Below are 20633 nucleotides of genomic sequence, written 5' to 3' on the forward strand. Positions count from 1 at the left end.
GTCATCAATGACGTTCGAACATTTGTTCGAATAGCATGCTGTCGTGCGCGTGACACAGAAGCAGCCGAGGGCCGGGCCGACGATCCTGCACGCCGACCTCGACGCCTTCTACGCCTCCGTCGAGCAGCTCCTCGACCCGGCCCTGCGCGGCCGGCCGATCGCCGTCGGCGGCAGCGCGGACGGCGGGGTCGTGCTCGCGGCGTCCTACGAGGCGAAGGCCTTCGGCGTTCACGGCGGCATGCCCGGGTGGCGTGCCCGCCGGCTGTGCCCGGCGATCCGGTTCGTCGGCGGCCACTTCCGCGAGTACCAGCGGCTCGCGGACGACGTCATGACGGTGCTGCACGACTTCACCCCGGCCGTCGAGCGGATCTCCATCGACGAGGCGTTCCTCGACGTCTCGGGGGCGACGCACCTCTTCGGGCCGCCGACGGCCATCGCGCAGGCCCTGCGGCAGCGGGTCCGCACCGAGGTCGGGCTGCCGATCTCGGTCGGCGCCGCGCGCACGAAGCACCTCGCGAAGGTCGCCTCCCAGGTCGCCAAGCCGGACGGGCTCGTCGTCGTCGAGCCGGACGACGAGCACGAGTTCCTCGCCCCCCTTCCGGTCGCGCTCATGTGGGGCGTCGGCCCGGTCGCGCAGCAGCGGCTCGCCGAGCGCGGCATCCGCACCATCGGCGACCTCGCCGCGACGCCGTCGTCCGCCCTCGAGCGGCTGCTCGGCGACGCCGTCGGCGCCAAGCTGAGCGCGCTCGCCCACAACGAGGACCCGCGCCGGATCGTCACGTCGGCCCGGGCGCGCTCGGTCGGCGCCCAGTCCGCCCTCGGCCGCCGGATGCCCGAGGCCGAGCTCGTCCGCCGGGTCCTCACCCACCTCGCCGACCGGGTCGCGACCCGGCTGCGCGCCAAGGAGCGCGCCGGCCGCACGATCACCGTCCGGGTCCGCTACACCGGGATGCGCGCGGTGACCCGGTCGACGACGCTCGGCGCCGCGATCTCCTCGACCCTCTCGCTCACCGAGGTCGCCGAGCGGCTCGCCTGGCAGGCGATCGGCGACGAGACCGGCCCGACGCCGGAGATCACCCTGCTCGGGATCTCCGTCTCCAACCTCGAGCACCAGGGCGTCGTCCAGCTCGAACTGCCCTTCCAGCCGGAGGACCCGCACCGGCCCGGGTCGCCGACCGGTTCGGCGCGCTGGGTCGTCGACCGCACCGTGGACGCCGTCCGGGAGAAGTTCGGCCGGCACGCCGTCGGCTACGCCCCGGTCGAGCTGGCCCGCGGGGCCGGCGTCCCCGACGAGTTCCGTGAGCTCGCCGAGCACGATCTCTAGAACAGGGCCGACGGCCGCCAGGGCTCCCTCAGGGCCGCAACGGTGGCCACCACGGCGCGAGCGCGCGCAGGACGGCCGCGCGGACGGCCACCGCCGAGCCGCAGACGACCGGGGTCCCCACGAGGGTGACCGCCGCCTGGCTGTCGACGAGGACGTACAGCATCTGCAGCGCGCGCACCGTGTTCGACAACCACGGCGGCGTCCGGGCGGACCCACGGGCCCCCGCCGTGACCCGCGACTCCACGAGCGCGAACCAGCCGTCGACCGCGTCCCGGTCGACGTCGTCGCGACAGCACAGGCCGTAGAAGGCCTGGGCGATCCGGGCGTCCTCGCCGTCCGCGAACAGCGGCGTGGCCGGGTCCAGCAGCCGGTCGAACAAGGCCTTCGCGATCCGCCCGACGTCGGCCGCCGTCAGCCGTGGCGAGAGCGCGAAGACGCCGAGGGCGTCCGCCCCGTGGGCCGGCGCGTGCAGCCAGCCGCAGTCGTCGTCCCAGGCCCGCAGGTCGCCCTCGGAGACGTACCAGGCGATCGTCGCGGTGAGCCACGCCCGGACGACCCCCGTCGGCACGAGCGGCCCCGCGGTGACGGCCACCCGCCCCACGATCTCGGCCAGGGCCAGCACCGCAAAGGACCGCGCCTGCGGTCGCGGGTCGCCCAGCCGTGCCGCCAGCCGGTTCCCGAGCTCCTCGAGCTCCGTGTCGAGCACGCCGCGCTCGACCCAGGCGGCGAGGACCGGGTAGGCCGTGCCGTCCCTGACCGCCATCACAGGGCTCGCGAGCATCTCCTCGAGGTCGGCGAGGAGGTCCTCCAGCGGGACGCCCGGCGGGACGGGGCACCCCGCGTCGACGATCTGCCCCCAGTCGACGATCACGGCATCGACCTTGCCCCTCCGGCGGCGCAGAGGCAACCAGGTCGGCGGAATCCGTGTGACGGCTCGCAGGGCACGACCCCCGAGCACGGCTCGCCACCCACAGAGCCGTTGGCTACTCTTCAGTAACCGGCGACGTACGCCGGATCCCCCACCGGCGAGGGAGCTCGACGATGAGACTGCGCCTGTCCGAGGCCGACGCGGCGTTCCGCGAGGAGATGCGCGCGTTCTTCACGACGCAGGTGCCCGAACGGATCCGGTCCGTCGTCGCCGAGCGCCGCGAGCTGAGCAAGGACGACATCGTCGAGACGCAGCGGATCCTCAACGCTGCGGGGCTCGCCGTCCCGGCGTGGCCGGCCGAGTGGGGCGGCCGTGGCTGGACCTCGCTCCAGAAGCACATCTGGCACGAGGAGATGCAGCTCGCGAACGTGCCTGCGCCGCTCGCGTTCAACACCTCGATGGTGGGCCCGGTCATCGCGACGTTCGGCAGCCAGGAGCAGAAGGAGCGGTTCCTGCCGGCGACGGCCAACATCGACATCTGGTGGTCGCAGGGCTTCTCCGAGCCGGACGCCGGCTCCGACCTCGCCTCGCTGCGGACGGCGGCCGTCCGGGACGGCGACCACTACGTGGTCAACGGCCAGAAGACGTGGACGACCCTGGGCCAGTACGGCGACTGGATCTTCACGCTCGTCCGCACCGACCCGGACGCCCCGAAGAAGCAGATGGGCATCTCGTTCCTGCTCATCGACATGACCTCGCCCGGGCTCACGGTGCGGCCGATCAAGCTCATCGACGGCGGCCAGGAGGTCAACGAGGTCTTCTTCGAGGACGTCCGCGTCCCGGTCGGCAACCTCGTCGGCGAGGAGAACAAGGGCTGGACCTACGCGAAGTTCCTCCTCGGCAACGAGCGGGTCGGCGTCGCGCCGGTCGGCTCGACGAAGAGCGTGCTCGCCCGGGCCAAGCAGCTCGCGAAGGACCGCCTCGACGACCCGTTCGTCGCCGCCCGGTTCGCCGAGCTCGAGACGGAGCTCCTCGCGCTCGAGCTCACGGCGCTGCGCGTCGTCGCGAACTCGGCGGACGGCAAGCCGCACCCGGCGTCGTCCGTGCTCAAGCTGCGCGGCACCCAGCTCCAGCAGGCCGTCACCGAGCTGCTCGTCGACCTCGCCGGCCCCGGCGGCGTCGCCTCGGGCGCGGACGACGGCTCGGCGGTGCCGCAGTGGGCCCGGGTGGCCACGCCGCGCTACCTCAACTACCGCAAGGCCTCCATCTACGGCGGCTCCAACGAGGTGCAGCGGCAGATCATCGCCGGCACCATCCTCGGGCTCTGACCGGCTCAGAAGGGCTGACGACCATGGACTTCGAGCTGGACGACGAGCAGACGGCCCTGCGCGACGCGGTGCGCCGCCTCCTGGCGAGCACGTACGCGTCGATCGACGGCCGCCGCGCCTCGACCGCCAAGGCACCGGGCTGGGACGAGGGGATGTGGGGCCGGCTCGCCGAGATGGGCGTGCTCGGGCTCCCGTTCGCCGAGGCGGACGGCGGCATGGGCGCCGGCCCGGTCGAGGTCGCCCTGGTCGCCGAGCAGCTCGGGCGGGTCCTCGCGCCCGAGCCCTTCGCCGAGGCGGTCGTCCTCGCCGGCGGGCTGGTCGCCGCCGCAGGGAGCGCCGCGCAGAAGGAGCAGCTGCTGCCGGGCGTCGTCGACGGCACGACGGTCGCGGCGTTCGCGCACTTCGAGCCCGGGGCCGCCGCCGTCGCCCCGCCGCGGAGCGTGACGGCGATGCAGGACGGTGACGGCTGGCTGCTCGACGGCGTCAAGGAGCCGGTGCTCCACGGAGCACAGGCCGGCCTGCTCGTCGTCTCCGCCCGCGTCGACGCGGGCGGCACGGACCGCACCGGGCTCTTCGTCGTGGCGACCGACGCCGCCGGGCTCGACCGGGTCGACTACCCGACGTACGACGGCACCCGGGCGGCCAGGGTCACCTTCGCCTCGACGCCGGCGACCCCGCTCGGTGCCGCCGGGTCGGACGCCTCGGACGTGCTCGCGCTCGTCACCGCGCACGCCCAGGTGGCGCTCTGCCACGAGGCGGTCGGCGCGATGGCGACGGCCCTCGACCTCACGACGGAGTACCTGCGGACCCGCAAGCAGTTCGGCGTCCCGCTCAAGACGTTCCAGGCGCTGACCTTCCGCGCGGCCGACATGTACGTCTCGCTCGAGCTCGCCCGCAGCATGGCGCTGTGGGCGACGCTCGTGCTCGCGGACGGCGACCCGGACGCCGCCGTCGTGGCGGCGACCCGAGCCGTCGTCCAGACGAGCGCCGCCGGGCGGCACATCGGCCAGGAGGCGATCCAGCTGCACGGGGGCATCGGCATGACCGCCGAGTACGCCGTCGGGCACTACACGACCAGGCTCACCGCGATCGACCAGCTCCTCGGCGGCCGGACGGCGCACCTGCGGGTGCTCGCGGACCATGTCGGCGAGTACGACGTCGTCGACCCGCTGGCCGTGTGACCGCTCAGCTGTAGCGGTGGTTCTTCTCCGAGTGGCCTGACGGACGGGTGCACGACTTGCCGCTCATGTTGCGGTGCCCGCACAGCGCCTCGGCCGTCTCGGCGTCGTCGTCAGCAGCACCGGGCCCGCCCGCGGCCTCGGCCGCCGCGTCGGCAGCCTCTTCCGCCACGGTCCGCGGCTTGGACGACCGCGCCCGCTTCGGCTTCTCGGTCACCGATGCGCCGCCCTCGACCGCCGCCGGCGACGCGGCCCTGGTCGCCGTGGCAGCAGGTGCACCACCTGCCGCCGTCCGCTCGGCGGCCAGCTTCGACCTGTACTCGGCGAACCGGGCTTCTCTCATCGCGCGCTGCGCATCGACCTTGCTCACGCCGTCAGGCTAGACGGTCCCACCGACACCGGCCTGCCGCCGTCCACAGGCAGTGGTGTGATCTGCGGTGGCCGACCGGATTCCGGGTGGCCGCCCGGGATCCGGTCGACGATCCCGGATCATGGTCGGGCGCCACCAGGGCACATCTCGACCCCATTTACTTGACCATTGAAATAAATCCTCCGTAGGGTCGGCCGGAGCATCGGAGGCCGCCCGACGGGGGCGGCACGGCGGCAGGAGGACCCGTGCAGGTCAAGGAGCTCGGACATCTGGTCCTCTACGTGCGCAGCCTCGCGACCTCGGCGCACTTCTACCGGGACGTCCTGGGCTGGCGCCCCATCCTCGACGGCACCCTGGGGCCGAACCCGATGCCCGTCGCGGCCTTCAACGCCCCCGGCGGGCGCACGCACCACGAGCTGCTGCTCATCGAGGTCGGCCCGGACGCCGCCGCGCTCCCGCAGGGCCGCCGGGTCGGGATGTACCACTTCGGGCTCAAGGTCGGGACGTCGGACGACGAGCTCCGCCAGGCGCTCGCGACGCTGCGGGCGAACGACGTGACAGTGCTCGGCGCGAGCGACCACGGCATGACGCACAGCCTCTACATCGCCGACCCCGACGGCAACGAGATCGAGCTCTACATCGACGTCCCGGGCGTCGACTGGGACGACCCGGCGCTCATGGCCACGGAGATCAAGCCGCTGCAGCTCTGACCGGCGGACCGGTCAGACCTTGACCGAGTCCCGCCCCTTGAGCGCGAGCATCGCCCGCGCCTCGTCGGGCGTCGCGATGTCGTGACCGAGCTCGCCGAGCAGCCGGGCGACCTTCGCGACCTGCTCGGCGTTGTTCTTCGCGAGCTCGCCGCGGCCGAGGTAGAGGTTGTCCTCGAGGCCGACCCGGACGTTGCCGCCCATGAGCGCGGACGCCGTCGCGAACGTCATCTGGGCCCGGCCGGCGCCGAACGCCGAGAGGTAGTAGTCCTCGCCGAAGAGCTTGTCGGCGATCGACACCATGTGCGTGAGATTGTCGAGGTCGGCGCCGATCCCGCCGAGGATGCCGAAGATCGTCTGCACGAAGAACGGCGGCTCGGCGAGGCCGAGGTCGACGACGTGCGCGAGGTTGTAGAGGTGCCCGACGTCGTAGCACTCGAACTCGAAGCGGGTGCCGCGCTCCTTGCCGAGCAACTGCAGGGTCGTCTCGATCTGGGTGAACGAGTTGGCGAAGATGCTGCCGCGGCTGCCGAGCACGTAGGGCTTCTCCCACTCGTGGAGCCACTCCCGGTCCTTCGCCGCGGCGGCCGCGAAGTTGAAGTTGATCGACCCCATGTTCAGCGAGGCGACCTCGGGCTCGAACTCCAGGGCGGCGGCGAGCCGCTGCTCGACGGTCATGGTGATCGCGCCGCCGGTCGTGATGTTGATGACGGCGTCCGTGCCGTGCGCGAGCGCGGAGACGAAGGGCCGGTAGACCTCCGGGTCGGGCGAGGGCCGGCCGTCCTGTGGGTCGCGCGCGTGCAGGTGGAGGATCGCGGCGCCCGCCTCGACCGCGGCGGTGCCCTGCTCGACCATCTCCTCGGCGGTCACCGGCAGCCCCGGCGACATGGACGGCGTGTGCACCGAGCCGGTCAGGGCACAGGAGATGATCGTCTTCTTCGCTCGCTTCACGGTGTGCTCCAGACGTGGGATCGGTCAGAAGACCGTCGCGCGGACCGGCCCCTCGGCGACAGGTCCTTCGAGGACAAGGTTCGTCGTCGCGCCGCGCCTCGCCGCCCACCGGGGCAGCCGCCGCCGTCCGACGACCTTCTGGGCAACTCCCGCTGCACAGCTGCTTGACGAGAACGGTTAGAGGTTCTAACTTTTAGTTAGAGCCTCTAACCTATGTCTCGGGAGCCGTCATGAGCACCAGCACCCTGCGCAGCACCGCCCTCGTCGGCGGCATCGCTTTCACCGCCACCTGGATCGCCGGGCTGCTCGTGGCCCCGGCGGGGACGGACGTCACGTCGACCGGCGCCGAGGTCGTCGCGGCGATCCGGCCGCACGCAGGCGCCACGGCCCTGCAGTACGTCCTCACCGAGCTCGTGCCGGCCGTCGTCCTCGCGGTCACCGTCGGCGCCGTCGCCGCGTACGCGGCGCGGGTCGGCACCGCACGGGCCGACGAGCGGCTCGTCGCGACGGCCCGCCTCCTACGGAGGACGGCGATCGCCGCCGGGGGCATCAGCGCGTTCCAGGGCACGCTCGGCCTGGCGCTCGCGCTCGTCGCCGTGCCGCGCGGCGCGGACGGCGCGGCGGTCCTGCTCTTCGAGACCGTCAACCGCGCGGACGGCGTCAAGATGTTCGTCCTCGCCGGGATGGCGCTGCTCGGGCTGAGGCTCGGTCGGCTCGGCGTGCTGCCCACGTGGCTCACCCCGGTCGCCACCCTGCTCGCCGTCTCGGTCGCCGTGTCGGGCGTCGGCTACCTTCTGCTCGTGACCACCCTTGCCGCCGCCGCGTACGTCTCGCTGCCGCTGCTCCTGGTCTGGGTGACGGGGTCCGGTCTCGCGGCCGCCCGCCGGCTCGGCGACGGCCGCTGACGTGCCCCGCGTCGGGCTGACCCGCAGCCGGGTCGCCGCGGTCGCCGCCGACCTCGTCGACGAGACCGGCTTCGAGACGCTGTCGCTGTCCGCCGTGGCGAAGCGGATCGGGGTCTCCCAGCCCGCGCTCTACAAGCACGTCCCCGGGCTCGACGCCCTGCGCCGCGACGTGGCGGTCCTCGCGGTCGGCGAGCTCGCCTCGATCCTGCGTGGCGCCCGCGCCGGGCTGCACGGCCGGGACGCGCTGCACGCGGTCTGCACCGCCTACCGGGAGTACGCCGCCGCGCACCCGGGACGCGCCGCCGCCTCGGTCCGCGCACCGGCACCGGGCGACGCGGACCACGCCGCCGTCGGCGCGGCCACCGTCGGCGAACTGCTCGCGGTGCTCGCGGACTACGGCATCGGCGACGGCGAGGAGGGCGTCCACGCCGTCCGCGAGATCCGTGCATGCCTGCATGGGTTCGTCACGCTCGAGGCGGGCGGCGGGTTCGGCCTGCCCGCGTCGGTCGACGAGACGTTCTCCCGGCTCGTCGACGCGCTCGACGTCGCGTTCGGCTCCCGGACGGCGGGGCACCGGCCGCCTGCGCACTGACCTGCTCCCGCGCGGGGCCGGTCGGTGGTGCTGGCACCACTGGTGCCACCACGACTGCGCCCGGCGACCGCGTCGTCGGACGATCTGCGCATGACGACAGCGAACCGACGTACGACGGCCCGGCGGGCGTCCTCGGTCCTCACGGCGGCCCTCGTCGCGGTGGGCCTCACGACCACGGCAGGTGCCTCACCGGCCCACGCCGCCGACCCGCCGCTGCGCCCGATCCTCGTGTGCGAGCCCGGCGTCTGCATCCTCGACGCCTCCGGCCTCGACTCCGACGGCGACGGCTGGTCCGACGCCGACGAGACGTCGACCGGGTACGACCCGAAGGACCCCGCGAGCCACCCCTCGGTGCTCCAGATGATCGACGTGTGGGTGCGCGGCGAGGTCCGGCCGGAGGGCTTCGGCCTGCGCGAGGTCGTCGTCCTGCCGGAGACCGCACCGGACGGCTCGGCGCTCGACGGGAAGATCACCGGGATCGGCCCGGAGCGCAAGGACGCCATGACCCGGCTCGGGCTGACGAACGACCGGCTCGACGGGCTCGACACGAGCAACGGCCTGCGCGCCGTCCTCGACCTGGGCGGGGCGAAGACGAGCGGAGGCTCCGTGCCGGTCTACGTCGGCGGCGTCGAGCTGTCGACGATCGGGATCGTCTACTCGTACTCGACCGGGCACGCGGACGGCTCCGCCGACGCGGTCTGGGTGCGGGGAGGCAAGTCCGGCTCGATGCACCTCGACCCTCCGTACATCGACCCCGACGGCTCGATGAGCACGACGATCCACGTCCAGACCACGACGAAGGAGCCGGGCGGAGGCTCGACGAGCACCGAGACGGACTCCGCCGGCACGTCCCACTCGGACGGCAGCGCCGCATCGTTGACGATCACGACGACGGAGAAGAAGGACCCCAACGGCAAGGTGGTCTCCACGACGAAGACCGAGACGACGACGGTCGTCGCCGCCGACGGGACCAAGACCGAGACGACGAAGAAGACGACCACCGAGCAGAACGGCGAGGGCACGATCACCACCGAGTCGAGCTCGACGACGGTCACCGACAAGGACGGCAAGGTCGTCAAGAAGACCTGCAGCCCGAGCCCCTGCGAGATGACGGGAACGGAGATCGACCCGTCGCCGCAGTACGTCCCCGGCCAGGTCGTCGTCGCCACCCCCGAGCAGTCCCGGGCGCTCGAGGTCAGGTTCGGCGGCTACACGCACAAGGGCGAGACGCCTGTCCTCGACAGCGACTCGACGCCGTCCTGGCCGCTCTACTCGCGGCTCAACCCGGGGACGATCCTCGTCGACCCGAACAACGACATGGTCTGGGGCGTCGACCTCAGCGCCGTGCCGGACTTCGACAAGTTCGGCGGCAACGTCACCTTCGCCCCCGGTGTGAACCACCCGGACACGACCTGCATCCCCAGCACGACGACGCCGTGCCCGTCGTGACCCACGGGTGCTGCCGCCGTCCCGCCGGGCGCAGGAAGTGGTGGCAGCACCACTGACGCAGGCCCGGATCAGCGGAAGGATCTGCAGCGGGGCACCGGGTGGGGCGATCCGGTGCCGACGGCTCGGCGGCGGACGCCGCGGGGGCCGCACGTGTCGAGGGCGGGTCGGGCGCGGGGGCGCCGGCCCGCCCTCGTCATGTCCCGGCCTCGCGAGCCAGGGCTCCCGTCATCCCGAGCGCGCGGACGAACCACCCCAGATGTGGCTCCGTCACGCCCGCCGGCGCGGCCGCCACCTCGTGCGGTGCCCACCACCGGACACCGCGCAGCTCCCGCCGGTCCCACGTCAACGACGTCGCGGCGTCCGCCCGCAGCACGTACCAGAGGCTCACGTCGACGTGGCTGTCCGGCCCCGTCGTCGGCGTCCAGGTGAGCAGCACCGGGCCGGGCAGCAGGAGGTCGGCCTCCAGCCCGAGCTCCTCACGGGCCTCGCGCCGCACCGTGCCGGCCGGGTCCTCACCGGGCTCGACGTGACCACCTGCGGGGAGCCACAGGCCCGAGCGGCGGTGGTCGACGAGCAGGAGCCGCCGCGACGCCGGGTCGACGACCGCGACGTAGCCGACGAGATGCGGCGCGGGCGTCGCGGGTGGCTCCCGCCGGAACACGTCGTCCGTCGAGGCCAGCCAGTCCAGTGCCCTGGCGTGGTGCTCGGCCGAGACGGCGTCCAGCAGCGGGATCCGCTCGACGAGGGCGGCGACGGTCGCGGCAGAGGCCAGGGGCACGGCGCGACGCTAGCCGCGGGCTCCGACAGCCGATCCGGCGCAACCCGTTGCGGGCAGGGCCGGTCAGCTCTGGGCGAGCATCGTCAGCGTGTAGCCGAGCGTCCCGATGAAGGCGAGGAACGCGAGGGTCCCGGCGCTCATGAGCAGGTAGGGCTTCGCGAAGGAGGGCTTGCGCCGGGTCGTCGTCGCGGTCATGTCGGTCTCCTGATGGACGAGGCTGCATGAGCGGGGGCACGCCCGTCGCGAGCGCGCTCTCCGAGGCTAGGCAGCGATCAGGGACCGTCGGCGGGACCTTCCTCCCGGTGGATCACGGCCGCGGCAGGTCAGCTGCCGCCGGCCTGCAGGTAGGCGAGGACGGCGCTCACGCGCCGGTTCACGTCCCGGTCGTCGTAGAGCCCGAGCTTGGCGAAGATCGAGTTGATGTGCTTCTCGACGGCCCGGTGGGTGACGAAGAGCGCCTGCGCGATGGCGACGTTCGACCGCCCGGTGGCCACCGCCCGCAGCACCTCGACCTCCCGCTGGGTGAGCGTCGTGATCGGCGACGGGCCGGCCCCGGCGGGTGCGTCGTCCGGCTGCTCGGCCCGGCGCCGCACGAGCAGGCCAGCGACCTCGTCGTCGACGTAGGAGCCGCCGGACGCCACGGCCTGCACCGCGGTCAGGAGCTCGCCGGGGTCGCTCACGTGGTCCTTGAGGAGGTACCCGCGCCCCTGCGGCCCGGCGGCCATGAGCCGCGCCAGGTACGCCGGGTCGGCGAACTGCGACAGGACGACGACCCCGACCCACGGGTGGCTGCCGCGCAGCCGCTCGGCCGCCGCGATGCCCTCGTCGCTGACCCCCGGCGGCATCCGGATGTCCGTGACGACGACATCCGCCCCGCCGGGTTCGGCGAACACCCGGTCGACGACGCCGAGCAGCCCTTCGAGGGACGACGCCGTACCCACGACCTCGACCTCCGGGGTGAGGCCGAGCAGCGCCTCGACACCGGCGCGGACGACGGCGCTGTCGTCGGCCACGACCACGCGCGTCCCTGTCACGGGCGTGATCCTAGGGGCCCGCGGCGACACGCCGGGAGACCGGCGGCAGCACGGCGGCGGGGCACGGTGGTGGCAGCACGATGGACCCGGCGCGGACGGACCTGGATGATGACGCGGATGGGTGGGGATCTGATCAAGGTGCTCGTGGTCGACGACCACGCGCCGTTCCGCGCAGCCGTGGGGGTGCTGTGCATGGCCGACGGGGGGCTGGCGGTCGTCGCCGAGGCGGCGTCGGTCGCGGAGGCGCTCGAGGCGCTGTCCGCCGACCCCGACCTGGTCGTCCTCGACGTCAACCTCGGCGGGGTCGACGGTGTCGAGGGCGCCCGGCAGGTGCGGGCGCTGCGGCCGGGGCTGCCCGTCGTCCTGTGCTCGACGGCGGCGCCCTCGGAGCTGCCGCCGATCCCGGACGACCCCGGCGTCACGTTCGTCCCGAAGCAGAACCTCGACGCGCACGTCCTCCACGAGTGGTTCGACCGGTGCCGGCAGCACCCGGGGTGACCGGGCCGACCGGGGTGACCGGCGCGACCCGCGCGACCGGGACCGGCTGGCCCCCGCGGCGCCCGCTCACGGCCTCGGAGCGGCGGCTCCTGCAGATGATCGACAAGGGGTCCGTCGACGACCTCGTCGCCCAGGCGCTGCTGCTCGCGATCGTGGTCTGGGTCGGCTCGCCCTGGCTGTGGGTCGGCTGGGCCTCCCGCTGGCTCGCCCTCTCCGGTGCCCGGCTCGCGCGGCGCGAGATCCTCGCCGACCGGACGCACCGGGCGCTGTTCCTCCTCGCGGTCGGGCACGGGCTCGCCGGGGTCGGGGCCGTCGTCTCCGTCCCGGAGGCCGCTCCGCTCGTCATGCTCGTCATGTTCGGCGACCTCACGCTCGCGGGCTACACCGACCGCGGCGCCCGCCGCGGCTACTTCGCCCTCTGCCTGGCGAACGCCGCGCTCGTCGCCCTCGTGAGCCTCGGCGACTGGTCGGACGTCGCCGACCTCGCCCCGCGGTGGCTCTACGTCGTCGTCCTCGGCGCGCACGGCCTGGCCACCGGCACCGTCGCGGCGCGGATCGCCCGCGAGACGTACACGGTGCTGCGGGACCGGGGTGACCGGCTGCGCGCGCTGGCCGCGCGCGCCCGGGACGCCGACCGCGAGGGCCAGCTCGACGTCGCCCGGGCGCTGTCCTCCTCGACGGCGCGCGACCTGGCCCGGCTCGCCGACCTCGTCGCCGGGCTGCGGACCGAGCAGGACGCCGAGCGGGTCCGCGCGGGGGCCGCGGACGGCAGCGCGACGGCCAAGAACGCCCTCGCCCGGCTCCGGGCGCTCTCCCACGGCGTCTTCCCGGACGTCCTGCACCAGCACGGCCTCGGGGCTGCGCTGCGCGCGCTCGACCACACGGAGCGGGCCGACCCGGCCGCGCCCGGCGTCGTCGTGGTGGAGGACGCCGGAGCGCGGCTGCCCGCCGACGTCGAGTCCGCGTTCTACGCGCTCGTCGTCGCGTGCCGACGGGCCCGGCCCGGGGCCCGTCTCACCGCCGCGATCCGCGAACGCCGGGGGTACGCCGAGCTGCTGCTCACGGGGGACGGACCGGACGGCGACGGGCTCGAGGTGGACGACGAGACGCTCGCCGCACTGACCGACCGGGTCGACGGCGTCCGCGGGACGCTCGACGTGACCCGGGCGGACGGCCGGACCACGGTGCACGCGGCGGCCCCGCTGGACGTCCCGCCCGCCGCCGCGGACGCCGACCCGCAGGCCGTCGCGATCCTCACCCGGTTCATCTCCTCGAGCACGCTGCTGTGCGCGCTCGGTCTCGTCGCGACGAGCGCCGTCTGGGCGGTGACGCGGCTGGTCGCCGTGGGCATCATCGACGCGGTGCTCGTCGTCGTCATGGCGAGCGTCCTCGGCGCGGGCGCGCTCGAGCGGCGCGGACGGCGCGGCGCGGCGCTCGGGCTGCTGTGCTTCGAGACGGCGTTCGCCGGCATCGTCGTCAGCGCCGCGATCCCGGCCTTCGCCCCGACCGCCGCGCTCATCGTCATGCTCCCGCTCATCCTCGGGCTGCCGTACCTCTCCCGGCGCGCCCTGGAGGCGATCGGCCTCGCCCAGACACTCATGGTCGTCCTCGTGATCTGCCTGGGGGTCGCCGAGACCGGGCTCGTCGACGCGGCCCTGCTGCCGCAGTGGGTGTACCTCTCGCTGCTCGCACCGACGGTCGTCGCGGTCGGCCTGCTCGTCGTCCTCGCGCTCGGCGAGGGCCGGGCCGCCGTCGACGCCTCGAACGAGCACCTCCAGACCGCCCTGCTCGACCTGCTCAAGGACATCGACGCGACCCGGCGCGGGATCGAGCGGGACCTCCACGACGGGGCCCAGCAGCACCTCGCGGCCCTCGCGATCCAGCTGCACGTCGCGGAGCAGCTCGCGGCGCAGGTGGCGACGTCCGGTACCGGCGGGTCGCGAGCAGGTGCGGAACCCGTTGCGCGGCAGGCGGCGCCGACCCCGGCAACCGGCGTGAGCACACCGTGGCAGCGGCTCGGTGTGGTGCTGGAACGGGTCGCGGGTCAGGTCGAGCAGGCCCGCGAGGAGCTGACCCTGCTCGTCGACGGGCGGTTCGGTGAGACGCTGCGCGAGATCGGCGTCGACGAGGCGCTCCGGCGCTCGGCCGCGCTGGCCCGCCGGCCGGTGACGGTGACCGCGCAGGGCGCGGACGACGTCCCCGCGGCGGCGGCGATGACCACCTACTTCGTCTGCAACGAGGCCGTGCAGAACGCGACGAAGCACGCCGGCCCGGAGGCGTCCGTCGCGATCGACCTGCACCTCGTCGAGGAGCCGGACGGGCCCCGGCTGACGTTCCGGGTCAGCGACGACGGCCAGGGCTGCGACCCCGCCGTCCTGCACGCGGGCCGCGGCGTCGCCGAGCTCGTCCGCCGGGTCCGCGAGGCCGGCGGCGACCTCGTCGCGACGTCGGCCCCGGGCCGCGGGACCGCACTCACCGGCTGGGTGCCCGCCGGCCCGCAGGTCACCGCGGGCACCATGGTGGGGTGACGACGCCCCGCCTGCCCCGGTTGCTGCCCGAGACCCTGAACGCCGAGCAGCGCGCCGTGCACGACGCGGTCGCCGGCGGCCGGCGTGCGCAGGGCCCGCAGGCGTTCCGCCTCGTCGACGACGAGGGCGCCCTCGCCGGCCCGTTCAACGCCTTCCTCCTGCAGCCCCGCCTCGGCCTGCCGCTGCAGGCGCTCGGCACCGCCGTCCGCTACGAGACCGGACTGCCCGACCGGGCCCGCGAGATCGCGATCCTCGTCGTGGCGCAGGTGCACGGCTCGACGTTCGAGCGCGCCGCGCACGAGGCCGTCGGCCGGGGCGCAGGGCTCACCGAGGAAGAGCTCGAGGCGTTGCGGGACAGCCGCTTCGAGGTCTTCGAGGACGACGAGCTGCTCGTCGCGGGGACGGCACACATGCTCGCGACGACCGGCGACCTCGACGACACGGCCTACGCCCGCGCGGTGGCCGCGCTCGGCGAGGCCGGCCTCTTCGAGCTGCTCACCCTCGTCGGCTACTACGCGATGCTCGCGCTCCAGCTCCGTGTCTTCCGCGTCGACGGATCACGCCCGGACGGTCCGGGCGACTGACGGAGCCGCGCCGAGGACGACACCGAACCCCTTGCAGGCCAACGTCGAGCGACCGCATCACGGTGGTGGCACCACGACTGCGCCGTGTCCGGTCCGCGGGGAGGATCGTCCCGAGGCGGCGCCGGGGCGCGTCGCGCGGGGTATCTGCGCGGGAGGTCTGCAGACATGTCGAAGCGACGTCGTGCCGGGTACGGCACATGGGGTGCGGGTGGCGCGGGACTGCGGACCCTGCGCATCCGCTCCGGAGCGCCGACCCGGTTCCTGACCCTCGGCGCGGCCACGCTGACCGTGGCTCTCGGCGGCACCCTGGCCGCGGCGGCCATGGAGCAGCCCCGCCTGGAGGACCTGGAGCTCACGGTGGCAGGTGGCTACTACTCGGCTGCGGCCTTCGCGGTCGACACGGACGGCGACGGCTGGAGCGACTGGTACGAGAGGCTCCAGGGCACCGACCCGAAGGACCCGGCGAGCCACCCCGGCGTGACGAACCTCGAGATCGTCGACACGTCGGTGTTCGTCCAGTCGACCGCGTTCCCCGACCGGCTGGCCGTGACCGACCTGTCGTTGCCCGACAGCACGAGCCAGGTGCAGGACCTGCTGGGGCTCGTGACGCAGTTCGGCGGGCTCAGCCCGACGGGGAAGCTGCACGCACAGCTCGCAGACGGGCTGTCGGCGCTCGTCGACACGGGAATGCTCGCAGGGATGCTCGAGGCCGCGAACGCCGCGCACGGCAAGGAGCTGTTCGGCGCCCGCACCAACGGGATGGATGCCACGCTGATCTCCGGGCAGATGGCGTCGGGCTACTACGACGGCTGGAACGTCCGCGCCGGGACGGAGCTCGGGACGCCGTACATCGAGGTCAACGACGCGACGCACCTGCAGCGGCACGAGTTCTCCTGGAGGGGCGTCGAGTCCTACACGGCCGACATCGTCAACCACGACGACGGGACCTCGACGACGTACTTCACCTTCTACCACAACGGAACTGTCACCGCGTACGGCAAGCGCACGTGGAACATGGACACCGGCGAGATCCACGAGGTCGTCTACGACGCCGAGGGAAACGTCATCAGCGAGACGCACACCAAGCCGTCGACCGCGCCGTCCGGTCCGGCGCCGGCCACGTCCGGCGGCGGAGCGACCCCGAGCGGCGGAGCGACGCCGAGCGGCGGCGGGTCGTCGTCCAGCGACCCCGCGGCGAGCCCGACCGGTGGCGCGACCAGCGAACCGGCCGACCCGAAGTCCTCCGCGACGCCGACCGGGTCGAGCCCCTACGTCGACCCGGACTCCGAGCAGTACACCCTGGTCATGCCGACGCCGAAGCAGGTCGCAGCGCGGATCGCGTTCCTCAGCGGGGTGCGGGCCCGATTCGGCACACGGCTGCCCCAGGTCGACATCACCGACCTCGTCCCCGGGCCCTCGGTGACCGACCCCGCCGAACCGGGCTGCGAGAAGGCCGGCTGCATCTTCTTCGTCGAGGTCTCCGCGCCGGACCTGAGCAACGTCAACGGCGGTGACCCCGTGCCGCCGGACCTGCTGCCCTGACGGGTCATGATGGGGGTCTGCCGACCGGGCACGCACCGGTCGGCAGACCCCGCAGACCCGCAGAACCGAGAGGCCCCCGATGCCGACCGCCGAGATCCGCCGCGACCGCTGGGGCATCCCGCACGTCCTCGCGCAGGACGCCGACGCGCTCGCGTTCGGGCAGGGCGCCGTCACGGCGCAGGACCGGGCCTGGCAGCTCGAGGTCGCCCGCCGGCGCAGCGAGGGCACCCTGGCCGCGGCCATCGGGGCGGACGGCACCGACTGGGACGTCCTCGCCCGCCGGATCGGCGTCGACGCCCTGGCCCGGCGCGCCTACGCCGGGCTGGCCCCGGCCACCCAGCGCTGGGTCGGGGCCTACGTCGAGGGCGTCAACCACGCGCGCGGCGCCGGGCTGGCGACGGCCCCGGAGCTGGACGCGCTCGGCGTCGCCTTCGGGCCCTGGCAGCCCTGGACCCCGCTCGGCGTCCTCGCGGTGCAGCACGCGCTCTTCGGCGCCTACCCCTCCAAGCTGTGGCGCCGGCACGTCGCGGCCACGCTCGGGGACGAGGCCGTCGCGCTCCTCGGCCGCGAGACGCCGCAGACCTCCGGCAGCAACGCGTGGGCGGTCACCGGGGCGCTGACGACCACCGGCGGCGCGCTCGTCGCCGGTGACCCGCACCGCGTCATCGAGGCCCCCGGCGTCTACCAGCAGGTCCACCTCGTCTGCACCGCACCCGACGACGCGTTCGACGTCGTCGGGCTGGCCTTCCCGGGGGTGCCGGGCGTCCAGCACTTCGGGCACACGGGCCCCGCGGCGTGGGCGCTGACGAACGCGATGGCCGACGACCAGGACCTCTACGTCGAGCACCTGCGGCGCGACGGCGACCGGGTGCTCGTCCGGGACGGGCACGCGTGGGTCGAGGCGCCGTCGCACCGGGAGCGGGTCGAGGTCCGGGACGGCGCGGACGTCGACGTCGAGGTCGTCGTGACCCCGCGCGGCCCGCTCGTCGTCGGCGGCCCCGACGACGACGGCCCGGACGGTCGCGGGGCCGGGCTCGCGCTGCGGACACCGACGCGGGTGCTCGGCGACCTCGGGCTCGAGGCGCTGCCGCTGCTGCTGCGGGCGCGGACCGCCGCGGACGTCGAGGCCGCCTGGTCGCACTGGGTCGAGCCGGTGAACAGCGTGCTCGTCGCGGACGCCGCGGGCACCGTCCGCCGGATCGTCGCCGGCCGGGTCCCCGCCCGCGCGGCGCAGAACCGGACCGGTCCCGTGCCCGGGGACGACCCGGCGACGGCCTGGACGGGCTGGGAGCCGCTGCCGGCCGTCGACGTCGCCGCCCTCGGCGGGTTCGTCTCCTGCGCGAACGACCGCCGTCCCGGCGACACCGAGCACCTCGGCTCGGACTTCGCGCCGCCGCACCGCGCCCACCGGATCACCACCCTGCTCACCGGTCTGCTGGACGGCGACGGGGACCGCGGCGGGGACGGCGACGGCGGCGGCCGGGTCGGCCCGGACGACTGCGCCCGGATCCACGTCGACACCCGGCTCGGTTCCTTCGACGTGCTCCGCGACCTCGCCTCGGCGACGGCACCGGCGTCCGACGCGGCCGGCGCGGTCCGCGAGCGACTGCTCGCCTTCGACGGCCGGATGGACGCCGGCAGCCCGGACGCCGCACTGCTGTCGGCCTGGCGCACGGCCCTGGTCCGCCGGCTGGCGGCCGACCCGGCACTCGCACCGCTGCACCGCCCGCACGGCCGGCCCGCGCTCTACGCCTCCTGGCTCGACGTGCCGACCAAGGTCGGGCTCGCCCTGGAGACCCTCGTGCTGCGCGGCGCCGACCTCGGTCTCGACGTCCCCGCCGCCTCGGCCGCCGCGCTCGACGACGCCGCGGCCGGCGGCCACCGGGTCTGGGGCGACGTCCACGTGCTCGTGCCGGTCCACGCGCTGCGGCCCGGGCACCCCGCGGCCCCGGCCGTGCCGCCGGCGGCGGTGGCCGGCGACATCGACTGCGTCCTCGCCGCCTCGTCCGTGCCGGGCGTGAGCGAGGCGTGCTCGCGCGGCCCGGTGGCCCGGTACGTCTGGGACCTCGCCGAACGCTCGGCGAGCCGCTGGGTCGTGCCGCTCGGCGCGAGCGGCCGGTGGGACTCCCCGCACGCGCTCGACCAGCTGCCGGTCTACGCGGCGGGCGACCTCGTCACCGTCGTCGACGACCTCGCACAGACGGAGCACGAGCAGGTCGTCACGACCGGCTGACCCGGACGACGAGCTTGCCGAAGTTCTTGCCGCGCAACAGGTCGACGAAGGCCGCGGGGGCGTTCTCGAGCCCGTCGACGACGTCCTCGCGGTACTGCAGGCGCCCGGACCGGACCCACTCCCCGGCCTCGGCGTAGAAGGCCTTGCGCTGGTCGGCGAACTCGCTCTGGATGAACCCGCGGATCGTCAGGCTCTTCGTGAGGACCGCGCGCATGGTGCCGGTGAGGCGGTCCGGCCCCGCGGCGGCACCGGTCTCGTTGTAGTGGGCGATGAGACCGCACACCGGGACCCGGGCGAACGGCTTGAGCAGCGGGAGAACGGCGTCCCAGACGGCGCCGCCGACGTTCTCGAAGTAGACGTCGACGCCGTCCGGGCAGACCGCCGCGAGCTGCCCGGCGAGGTCCGGCGCCCGGTGGTCGACGCACGCGTCGAAGCCGAGCTCGTCGCGGACGTACGCGCACTTGTCCGGCCCGCCGGCGATCCCGACCGCCCGCGCGCCCTTGATCCGCGCGATCTGCCCGACCGCCGAGCCGACGGCCCCGCTCGCCGCCGCGACGACGACGGTCTCCCCCGGCTGCGGGCGGCCGATCGTCAGCAGCCCCGCCCAGGCCGTGAAGCCGGGCATCCCGAGGACGCCGAGCGCGGTGGTCGGCGGCGCGACGTCCGGGTCGAGCCGGCGCAGCCCGGCGCAGTCGCTCACGTCGTACTCCTGCCACCCCGAGTACGACAGCACGAGGTCGCCCTCGGCGAAGCGCTCGTTCCGGGAGCGGACGACGCGGGCCACCGTGCCGCCCTCCATGACCTGGCCGATCTCCACGGGCGCCGCGTACGACTTCGCCGCGCTCATCCGGCCCCGCATGTACGGGTCGAGGGACAGGTGCTCGACGGCGAGCAGCACCTCGCCCTCCCCGGGCTCGGGGACGGGCACCGTCTCCAGCCGGAGGTCGGTGGGCACCGGCTCCCCGACGGGGCGGGCGGCCAGGACGATGCGGCGGTTCACGAGGTCGGTCACGCGCCCATTCTCGCCGCGCGGCCGCCGCCCGACCGACCGAGCCGGTCACTGCGCCGCGGGCAGCCACTTCCTCCACACCTTGGGGTGGGCGTCGAGCCAGGCCTTGGCGGCGTCCTCCGGCGGCGTCCCCGCGTTGATCGCCCGGGCGACCTCGTTCTGGTCGGCGTCGGTCCACTGGAAGTTCTTGATGAGCTCGGCGGCCGGGCTGCCGGACTGGGCGAACGTGCGGTTCATGATCTTGTCGAGGTCGAAGGGCTGGTAGTCGCACGCGACCGTCTTCGGGTCGGCGTCGCAGCCGGGGGTGTACGGCGGCAGGCTGACGTGCGCGAGCGGCAGCTCGGAGAGCAGCCACTGCGGGGAGTAGAAGTAGCCCAGGAGCGGGGTCTTGTCCCGCTCCGCGGCGCGGAACGCCTTGATGAGCGCCTCCTCGCTGCCCGAGTAGACGACCGTGAAGTCCAGCCCGAGGTTGCGCAGCAGCGGGCCGTCGTTCGTCACGAACGTCGGGTCACCGCCGAGGAACTGCCCCTTGCCCTTGGAGTCCTCGGTCTTGAACAGCGACGTGTACTTCTTGAGGTTCCGGTAGTCGGTGATGTCCGGGTAGGTCTCGGCCATCCACGGCGGCACGTACCAGCCGATGACCCCCTTGTTGCCGGTCAGCCCGCCCTCGACGAGCACCCGCTCGTCGTCGATGTACTTCTTCTTGAGCTCGTCGTGGCCCCAGTTCTCGACGATCGCGTCGGTGCTCCCCGCGG

General features: G+C 74.2%; 20 protein-coding genes. 12 read left to right on the plus strand and 8 right to left on the minus strand.

What is annotated here, in order from left to right:
* The first annotated feature begins 43 nt into the window (after window positions 1-43).
* Window positions 44-1324 carry a DNA polymerase IV gene (gene dinB, locus EDJALFJO_RS27050; protein ID WP_233150060.1) on the plus strand — a complete coding sequence of 427 codons (1281 nt, stop codon included), beginning with the start codon at window positions 44-46 and terminating at the stop codon, window positions 1322-1324.
* Between the two features lie 28 nt (window positions 1325-1352).
* On the opposite strand, the gene EDJALFJO_RS27055 is transcribed toward dinB, so the two are convergent.
* Window positions 1353-2195 carry a DUF2785 domain-containing protein gene (locus EDJALFJO_RS27055; protein ID WP_088289432.1) on the minus strand — a complete coding sequence of 281 codons (843 nt, stop codon included), beginning with the start codon at window positions 2193-2195 and terminating at the stop codon, window positions 1353-1355.
* Window positions 2196-2365: 170 nt separating this feature from the next.
* On the opposite strand from EDJALFJO_RS27055, the gene EDJALFJO_RS27060 reads away from it, so the two are divergent.
* Window positions 2366-3520 (plus strand): acyl-CoA dehydrogenase family protein, encoded by a 1155-nt coding sequence (locus EDJALFJO_RS27060; RefSeq protein WP_088289433.1) that lies wholly within the window; start codon window positions 2366-2368, stop codon window positions 3518-3520.
* Window positions 3521-3543: 23 nt separating this feature from the next.
* Window positions 3544-4701, plus strand: coding sequence for an acyl-CoA dehydrogenase family protein (locus EDJALFJO_RS27065; protein WP_088289434.1), 1158 nt, complete (start codon window positions 3544-3546; stop codon window positions 4699-4701).
* A gap of 4 nt (window positions 4702-4705) precedes the next feature.
* Here EDJALFJO_RS27065 and EDJALFJO_RS27070 read toward each other — a convergent pair whose 3' ends face one another.
* Window positions 4706-5068 carry a hypothetical protein gene (locus tag EDJALFJO_RS27070; protein WP_088289435.1) on the minus strand — a complete coding sequence of 121 codons (363 nt, stop codon included), beginning with the start codon at window positions 5066-5068 and terminating at the stop codon, window positions 4706-4708.
* A gap of 245 nt (window positions 5069-5313) precedes the next feature.
* Between EDJALFJO_RS27070 and EDJALFJO_RS27075 the strand changes: the two genes are divergently transcribed.
* Window positions 5314-5778, plus strand: coding sequence for a VOC family protein (locus EDJALFJO_RS27075; protein ID WP_088289436.1), 465 nt, complete (start codon window positions 5314-5316; stop codon window positions 5776-5778).
* A 12-nt stretch (window positions 5779-5790) separates the two neighbouring features.
* On the opposite strand, the gene EDJALFJO_RS27080 is transcribed toward EDJALFJO_RS27075, so the two are convergent.
* Window positions 5791-6726: a 3-keto-5-aminohexanoate cleavage protein gene (locus EDJALFJO_RS27080; RefSeq protein WP_088289437.1), complete on the minus strand. Its 936-nt coding sequence runs from the start codon at window positions 6724-6726 to the stop codon at window positions 5791-5793.
* A gap of 230 nt (window positions 6727-6956) precedes the next feature.
* Here EDJALFJO_RS27080 and EDJALFJO_RS27085 point away from each other — a divergent pair, with 230 nt between their 5' ends.
* The 3 genes from EDJALFJO_RS27085 (at window position 6957) to EDJALFJO_RS27095 (ending at window position 9672) form a co-directional block, all read left to right on the plus strand.
* The gene (locus EDJALFJO_RS27085) at window positions 6957-7631 is read left to right on the plus strand and encodes a hypothetical protein (protein WP_088289438.1); all 675 of its coding nucleotides are present in this window, start codon (window positions 6957-6959) and stop codon (window positions 7629-7631) included.
* A 1-nt stretch (window position 7632) separates the two neighbouring features.
* Window positions 7633-8223: a TetR/AcrR family transcriptional regulator gene (locus EDJALFJO_RS27090; protein WP_088289439.1), complete on the plus strand. Its 591-nt coding sequence runs from the start codon at window positions 7633-7635 to the stop codon at window positions 8221-8223.
* A 90-nt stretch (window positions 8224-8313) separates the two neighbouring features.
* Window positions 8314-9672 carry a hypothetical protein gene (locus EDJALFJO_RS27095; protein ID WP_088289440.1) on the plus strand — a complete coding sequence of 453 codons (1359 nt, stop codon included), beginning with the start codon at window positions 8314-8316 and terminating at the stop codon, window positions 9670-9672.
* 193 nt (window positions 9673-9865) lie between these two features.
* Here the strand turns inward: EDJALFJO_RS27095 and EDJALFJO_RS27100 are convergent, their stop codons facing one another.
* From EDJALFJO_RS27100 to EDJALFJO_RS27105, 3 genes are all read right to left on the minus strand, one after another.
* The gene (locus EDJALFJO_RS27100; protein ID WP_198950688.1) at window positions 9866-10450 is read right to left on the minus strand and encodes an NUDIX hydrolase; all 585 of its coding nucleotides are present in this window, start codon (window positions 10448-10450) and stop codon (window positions 9866-9868) included.
* A gap of 63 nt (window positions 10451-10513) precedes the next feature.
* Window positions 10514-10645: a hypothetical protein gene (locus EDJALFJO_RS36035; protein WP_255392591.1), complete on the minus strand. Its 132-nt coding sequence runs from the start codon at window positions 10643-10645 to the stop codon at window positions 10514-10516.
* Window positions 10646-10773: 128 nt separating this feature from the next.
* Window positions 10774-11484, minus strand: a complete 711-nt coding sequence (locus EDJALFJO_RS27105) for a response regulator transcription factor (RefSeq protein ID WP_088289441.1) — start codon at window positions 11482-11484, stop codon at window positions 10774-10776.
* A gap of 117 nt (window positions 11485-11601) precedes the next feature.
* Here EDJALFJO_RS27105 and EDJALFJO_RS27110 point away from each other — a divergent pair, with 117 nt between their 5' ends.
* The 5 genes from EDJALFJO_RS27110 to EDJALFJO_RS27130 all read left to right on the plus strand — a co-directional run bounded on the left by EDJALFJO_RS27110 (window position 11602) and on the right by EDJALFJO_RS27130 (window position 18869).
* The gene (locus EDJALFJO_RS27110) at window positions 11602-11982 is read left to right on the plus strand and encodes a response regulator (protein WP_158220584.1); all 381 of its coding nucleotides are present in this window, start codon (window positions 11602-11604) and stop codon (window positions 11980-11982) included.
* Window positions 11979-14510: an ATP-binding protein gene (locus tag EDJALFJO_RS27115; RefSeq protein ID WP_088289443.1), complete on the plus strand. Its 2532-nt coding sequence runs from the start codon at window positions 11979-11981 to the stop codon at window positions 14508-14510. The genes EDJALFJO_RS27110 and EDJALFJO_RS27115 overlap by 4 nt, the downstream gene beginning before the upstream one ends.
* Window positions 14507-15094 (plus strand): carboxymuconolactone decarboxylase family protein, encoded by a 588-nt coding sequence (locus EDJALFJO_RS27120; RefSeq protein ID WP_198950689.1) that lies wholly within the window; start codon window positions 14507-14509, stop codon window positions 15092-15094. The genes EDJALFJO_RS27115 and EDJALFJO_RS27120 overlap by 4 nt, the downstream gene beginning before the upstream one ends.
* A 165-nt stretch (window positions 15095-15259) precedes the next feature.
* Window positions 15260-16636 carry a thrombospondin type 3 repeat-containing protein gene (locus tag EDJALFJO_RS35200; RefSeq protein ID WP_088289444.1) on the plus strand — a complete coding sequence of 459 codons (1377 nt, stop codon included), beginning with the start codon at window positions 15260-15262 and terminating at the stop codon, window positions 16634-16636.
* Between the two features lie 79 nt (window positions 16637-16715).
* Entirely contained in the window at window positions 16716-18869 is a 2154-nt protein-coding gene (locus tag EDJALFJO_RS27130) for a penicillin acylase family protein (protein WP_088289445.1), read from the plus strand.
* Here EDJALFJO_RS27130 and EDJALFJO_RS27135 read toward each other — a convergent pair.
* Together EDJALFJO_RS27135 and EDJALFJO_RS27140 are read right to left on the minus strand one after the other, a co-directional pair.
* Window positions 18856-19881, minus strand: coding sequence for an NADP-dependent oxidoreductase (locus tag EDJALFJO_RS27135; protein ID WP_088289446.1), 1026 nt, complete (start codon window positions 19879-19881; stop codon window positions 18856-18858). The two genes, EDJALFJO_RS27130 and EDJALFJO_RS27135, sit on opposite strands and share 14 nt — an antisense overlap.
* Window positions 19882-19926: 45 nt before the next feature.
* Window positions 19927-20633 (minus strand): glycine betaine ABC transporter substrate-binding protein (locus tag EDJALFJO_RS27140; RefSeq protein WP_088289447.1); only part of this gene is annotated, 707 nt, incomplete at its 5' end.

The organism is Kineosporia sp. A_224, from assembly GCF_002198655.1.
Classification (GTDB): Bacteria; Actinomycetota; Actinomycetes; order Actinomycetales; family Kineosporiaceae; genus R-H-3.